This window comes from Actinoplanes oryzae (genome assembly GCF_030757795.1).
Lineage (GTDB): Bacteria > Actinomycetota > Actinomycetes > Mycobacteriales > Micromonosporaceae > Actinoplanes.
Window position 1 is genome coordinate 1 of the sequence record NZ_JAUQWH010000293.1, and the last position, 5,536, is coordinate 5,536.

Here is a 5,536-nt window from a genome sequence, read left to right on the forward strand (position 1 = left end):
ACGCCATGATCGACAGGACAGACCCTAGGCCGGCTCGATCCAGAGGTTGCGGTAGCGGACGTTGGCGCCCGGGTCGCCGTGGTCCTGCAGGCGGATCGGCTGGGCGGACGGTCCCTCCGCCGCGCCGGCGCCGGTCGGGCCGTCGATCTCGACGTTGTTGTGGACGGTCACGCCGTTCCAGACGACGGTGACGCGGGCGTTCTCGGTCTTGGTCGTGCCGTTCCAGCGGGCCGCGCGGAACGTCACGTCGTAGGTCTGCCACGTCTCCGGTGCCGTGGCGGCGTTCGAGGACGGCGCGCGCTTCTGATAGATGGCTCCGGCGTCGTCGGTGGCCGGGACCTGCTTGCCGTACGAGTCGAGCACCTGCAGTTCGTACCGGTCCTGCAGGTAGATGCCGCTGTTGCCCCGGGCCTGACCGGTCACGTCGGCCGGCAGGGTCGGGATCTGGAATTCCACGTGCAGTTTGAAGTCCCCGTACGTCTGCTTGGTGCGCAGGTCTCCGCCCAGCACCTCGGCCGACCCGCCGGAGACCGGCCAGGTCGGCGCACTGCCGTCGGCGTTGCGGAAGGCGCCGAGCGTCCCGCCGTCGAAGAGTGTCACGCGGCTGGTGCCGTTGTGCGTCCAGCGTTGCTGGGCCACGTTTGCCCACTCCCAGAGTTGCACGGCCGTGCCGTCGGCGCTCGCCCCGCCGGCCGCGTCGAGCACCTTGCCCGACGCCGGGTTGAGCAGCGAGCCGTTCGCCTGCGCCTGCCACACCTGCGCGGCGCTGTTGTTGCAGGTCCAGAGCTGGACCTTGGTGCCGTTGGCCGTCCCGGCGTTGTCGATGTCGAGGCACTTGCCCAGCGCCCGCAGCGTGTCGCCCTCGCGCGTCCAGCTCTGTGCCGACGAGTTGTTGCACGTGTAGAGCTGCACCTTCGCGCCGTCCGCGATGGAGGCGTTGTCCACGTCGAGGCACTTGCCGCCGATGCCCGTGATGGTGCCGGTCCTGGCGGCAGCCGCGGACGCGAGAGTCAGGCTGTCCAGGTTGACGTGCCCGGAGTCGCCGCTGTCGACGCGATAGGAGACGGTGTTGCCGCCCGCCTGCAACGTGACCGTGTCGGCCAGCGTCGCCCACGTGTCCCAGGTGCCGGTGTCGGCGAAGCTGACCTGCTTCACGCGCGTGCCGTTCACGTACAGGCTGAGGGTCTTGGTCCCGGCGGCCGGGTTGGGGCCGTTGCTGAAGCGCAGCGACACCGGGTACGCCCCGGCGGTGGGCACGTTGACCGTGAAGGTGGTCGCCGCCCCGGCCGCGCTGTGGCCCGCCGCGAAGCCGGTGCCGGTGTAGCCGGTGTGGTCGCTGGCGAACGACGTGCTGCCGCTGAGCCCCGACCACTCGGCCTCGACGCGGTCGGACTTGAGCGTGGTGCCGTTGGCCAGGCTGGTGAGCGTGTACCAGGCCTCGGTGCTCCACAACGACGAGCCCGACGCCGAGGTGAACGGGCGCGGGGAGCGGACGTGCACGACCCGGCCCGGCTTGAGCCCGGCGAGTTTCAGGGTCACCTTCAGCTTGTCGGCCGACAGCGTGGCGGAGGTGACGGCCAGCGCCTCCTCGTCGATCTTCGGGCCGCCGTAGTCCGGCGTCGGGACGTAGCGCCACTGCTCGGCCCGGTACCGGGTGGCCAGCTGCGCGGCGGTGGTGTCCGAGACGGGCTGCGTGTACTCCAGCTCGAAGCCGTCCGCCACGGCCCGCATCGCCTTGATGTCGAAGACGCTGGTGCCGTTGGGCGTCAGCTTCTGCAGCCCGTACGTGAGCTTGCCCTCCTGGCCCCAGTTGCCGCCCGCGCCGAGCCCGCCCGCGTAGAGCGCGCCGTCCGGGCCCTGGCTCAGCCGCAGCACGCCCATCTCCAGGCCCTGGGTGAGCCGGAACACCGCACCCTGGTACTGGCCGTTGACCTTCTCCAGGTACGCCCGCTGGATGCCGCCGTAGGTGACGTCGCCGAAGAGCATCTGGCCCGCGTACGGGCCGGAGCTGAGCATCAGGGGAGTGCTCGGCGAGTTGGCGATCTCGTTCTGGGGCAGCCACAGCACCGGCGGGGTCACCGGCTTGAGGTCGAACGGGCCGTCCGGGTTGGTGTAGTGGCCGAAGAACCGGTCCTGCTTGATCTGCACGAGCTTCGACGCGGGCAGCCAGCCGCCCTGGTTGTCGAGCACGAAGATGTCGCCGTCGGGGCCGAAGGTCAGCCCGTTGGGCGTCCGCAGCCCGCCCGCGACGTACTGCACCGCGCCCGTGGAGCGGTTGATCTTCAGCGTGGTCCCGCGGTTCGGCGAGCCCTGCGGGTCGGTGGTCGCCCCGCCGAGGTTGATCGAGACGGACAGGTTCAGATAGAAGTAGCCGTCCTGATAGAGCAGCCCGAACGCGAACTCGTGGAAGTTGCCGTCGAAGGGCCACGTGGCGACCCGGCGGTACTGGTCGATCGTCCCGTCGCCGTTGGTGTCGTTGAGCTCGGTCAGCTCGTGCTTCTGCGAGACGTAGATCTTCCCGTCGACGATCTTCAGGCCCATCGGCTCGCGGAGACCGGTGGCGATCCTCTTGTACGTGACCGGGCCGCTCCCGGTGGCGCCGGTCAGGACGTACACCTCGCCGGCGACTGTGTCGCTGCCGCCCCACGTGGCGATCGCGAGCCGGCCGTCGGGGAACCAGTCCATCGCGCTCACCTGCGGCTCGAAGCCCGGCGGGCGCAGATTGCCCAGCGTGTAGCCGGGGTGCACGCCGGTCAGCGGCAGCCCGTCGCCCGGGCTGTCGCCGGAGGCCTCGCACTCCTTGCGCCCCGGCGCGGTCACCCGTACGACCCCGGCGTCGGTGCTCAGGACGCTGGTCGGGACCACGGTGTACGCGCTCGCGCCCGGCGGCCGCCACTCCAGGGTCAGCTGCTGCCCGCCGTCCCGCTCGAAGAAGTCGATGTGCAGCCCGTGGTAGCCGGTGGTCAGCGCCACGGAACCCTCGACAGCGGTCGCGCCGTGCGCGCCGTCGTTGCTGATGACGGTCCCGTTGTCGATGCGCAGGCGCGAGCCGTCGTCGCTGGTGAGGCGGAAGGCGTACGTGCCGGCGGCGGTGATGTTGATGTTGCCCAGCACCTCGGACTGGAAGTGATCCTCGAGCCCGAAGTCCGCGGCCGTGGTCCAGTTGACCGTCGGCAGCAGCTTGTCGACATTGGGCGTCTGGCCGGACTTGAGCGTGCAGAGCTCGTTGCGGGCCGTCTGCAGATCGAACGTGCGCAAGGTGACGCCGGGCTCCTGCGGGGGCACCTCGGCGGCGGCTGCGGGCAGTGCGGGCACCAGGCCCGCGAGCGTGACGATGACGAGGAGGCTTTTTCTCATGGACCGCCCTCACTTTGACTTCGACGAGGATCGATGCCTCGGTGCCTGAAGACGGTAGGCCGCTTTCGTAGGGCAGTCCATAACTTTCGCGCGTTTATTGAAAAGTGTTGTTTCCAGATACGCGCCGGAACGCGCCGGGGGCCATGCCGTACGCCCGGCGGAATGCCCCGGCCAGTGCCGATTCGGTGGCATAACCGGCCCGGCGGGCGACCGTGGCCAGGGGCGCGTCGGTCTCGCGCAGCAGGCGGGCGGCATGGCCGAGGCGGTGCGCGAGCAGATAGTCCGCGGGCGTCCGGCCCACCGCCGCGGTGAAACGCCGGGTGAACGTGGCCCGGGACATGCCCGCCGCCCGGCTCAGCTCCCGCACCGTCCAGCGGGTCTCCGGGCCGGCGTCGATCGCCCGGACGGCCGCGGTGATCGCGGGATCGGGCGTCGCCGGCAGGTCCGCCGTGCCCAGCCAGCGGCGCAGGGCGTTCGCGATGACGAGATCCAGCCAGGCGTGCCGGGTGGCATCGACGACGAGGCCCGCCGCGTGGTGTTCGTCGAACAACGTCACCAACGAGTCCGGCGTACGGACCACGATCGGGTCGGGCAGCGCGGCCAGATAGGGGTGCACGTGCTGCCCGGGCCCCAGCCGGTACGCGCCGCAGAGGAACTCGAAGTCCGCGGGCCCGGGTGCCGGCTCGGCGGCGCCCAGCTGGACCGGCGGCAGTCCGCGCATCGGTCGCGGGCCGGACGCGAGCCCGTGATCCGCGCCGGAGGTGACGAGCACGACGTCGCCGGGCCCGAGCTCCACGGGCGCCCGGTCGCCGGGCAGCAGCCAGCCGGAGCCGTGCAGGACGACGTGGAAGCCGCTGCCGCTCAGCCCGGAGTAGCTCAAGCCCCACGTCCCGGACTGCCGGAAGCGGCGCACTGTGCCACGCCCCACCCGCAGCGCGGCCAGCGCCTGACTCATGGCGTCCACCGGTTCGATGCTACATACGCGCACCTTCCTGAGCCGCCGTCGCATGGTCCCGTGAGCCGCCGGCCGCTTGGCTGGAGGGCATGAAGGATTGCATCGTCATCGGCGCGGGCGCCGCGGGTCTCAGCGCCGGGCTCACGCTCGCCCGGGCCCGGCGTACGACCTGGATCGTCGACGCCGGCCGCCCCAGCAACCTGCCCGCCGCCACCATCGGCGGCCTGCTCGGACACGACGGACGGCCGCCCGCCGAGTACTACGCCGCGGCCCGGGCCGAGCTCGCCGCCTACCCGTCGGCCGAGCTGTCCGGCGGCGAGGTCACGCAGGCGGAACGGCTTCCGGACGGCACGTACGCGGTGACGCTCGCCGACGGGCGCCGGGAAAGCGCGCGTACCCTGCTGCTGGCGCCGGGGATGGACTATCGGTATCCGCCGGTGCCCGGGCTGGCCGAGCGGTGGGGCGGCGACGTGTTCCACTGCCCGTTCTGCCACGGCTGGGAGGTGCGGGACCGTCCCGCGGCGGTGCTGGCGACCGGGGCTGTCGGCGTGCACGGTGCCTTGAACTTGCGCGCGTACACGGGCGACATCACCCTGCTGACCAATGGTCACGATCTGTCCGGCGTGGAGCGCGACCAGCTGGCCGCGGGTGGCGTCAAGGTGGACGAGCGGCCGGTCGCCGCGGTCGGCGGGCCCGGGTCGCGACTGAGCGCGGTGCACTTCGCGGACGGCGCCGAGCTGGGTGTCGCGGCGCTGCTGGTCAAGACGTTTCTCTATCAGCGCTCGTCGCTGGCGCGGGATCTCGGCGCCACGGTGTCCATGCTGCCCGAGCATCTCGGGGTGGAGGCGATCGTCGTCGATCCGATGTTCCGCACCGGCGTTCCGGGCCTCTTCGCCGCCGGCGACGCGGCCGCGTCCGGTCCGCCTTCCATGGCAGCCGCGGTCGCGTCGGGTTATCTGGCGGGAGCGGGCGCGGCCGTGCTGGCGGCGGCCGGATACTGACGGCTCAGGTGCTGAGGCGCACGACCAGGCGGTGGCCCGCGACGATGCGACGGGCCGGGGCGCCGTCGAGGCGGTCCCCGAGGCAGTCGAGGGCGGCGCGGGCGATCGCCTCCTTGTCCGGGGCGACCGTGGTGAGCGGCGGGTTGCTGTAGCGGCCGTCCTCCACGTCGTCGAAGCCCGCCACCGCCAGGTCGCCGGGGACGCTCAGGCCGTGCCGCAGGGC

At 71.9% G+C, this 5,536-nt stretch carries 4 protein-coding genes; 1 reads left to right on the plus strand and 3 read right to left on the minus strand.

What is annotated here, in order from left to right:
* Nucleotides 1-24: 24 nt before the first annotated feature.
* Together RBH18_RS42850 and RBH18_RS42855 are read right to left on the minus strand one after the other, a co-directional pair.
* The gene (locus tag RBH18_RS42850) at nt 25-3,357 is read right to left on the minus strand and encodes a family 16 glycoside hydrolase (protein WP_306216266.1); all 3,333 of its coding nucleotides are present in this window, start codon (nt 3,355-3,357) and stop codon (nt 25-27) included.
* Nucleotides 3,358-3,451: 94 nt separating this feature from the next.
* Complete coding sequence (locus RBH18_RS42855) at nt 3,452-4,312, minus strand: AraC family transcriptional regulator (RefSeq protein ID WP_306216270.1); 861 nt, start codon at nt 4,310-4,312, stop codon at nt 3,452-3,454.
* Nucleotides 4,313-4,401: 89 nt separating this feature from the next.
* On the opposite strand from RBH18_RS42855, the gene RBH18_RS42860 reads away from it, so the two are divergent.
* Nucleotides 4,402-5,313 (plus strand): NAD(P)/FAD-dependent oxidoreductase, encoded by a 912-nt coding sequence (locus RBH18_RS42860; protein WP_306216268.1) that lies wholly within the window; start codon nt 4,402-4,404, stop codon nt 5,311-5,313.
* Nucleotides 5,314-5,317: 4 nt separating this feature from the next.
* Here RBH18_RS42860 and RBH18_RS42865 read toward each other — a convergent pair.
* Nucleotides 5,318-5,536 (minus strand): substrate-binding domain-containing protein (locus RBH18_RS42865; RefSeq protein ID WP_306216269.1); only part of this gene is annotated, 219 nt, incomplete at its 5' end.

Coding starts and splice junctions, on each gene's coding strand:
- RBH18_RS42850 (WP_306216266.1), bottom strand. CDS start 3,357: ATGAGAAAAAGCCTCCTCGTCATCGTCACGCTCGCGGGCCTGGTGCCC.
- RBH18_RS42855 (WP_306216270.1), bottom strand. CDS start 4,312: ATGAGTCAGGCGCTGGCCGCGCTGCGGGTGGGGCGTGGCACAGTGCGC.
- RBH18_RS42860 (WP_306216268.1), top strand. CDS start 4,402: ATGAAGGATTGCATCGTCATCGGCGCGGGCGCCGCGGGTCTCAGCGCC.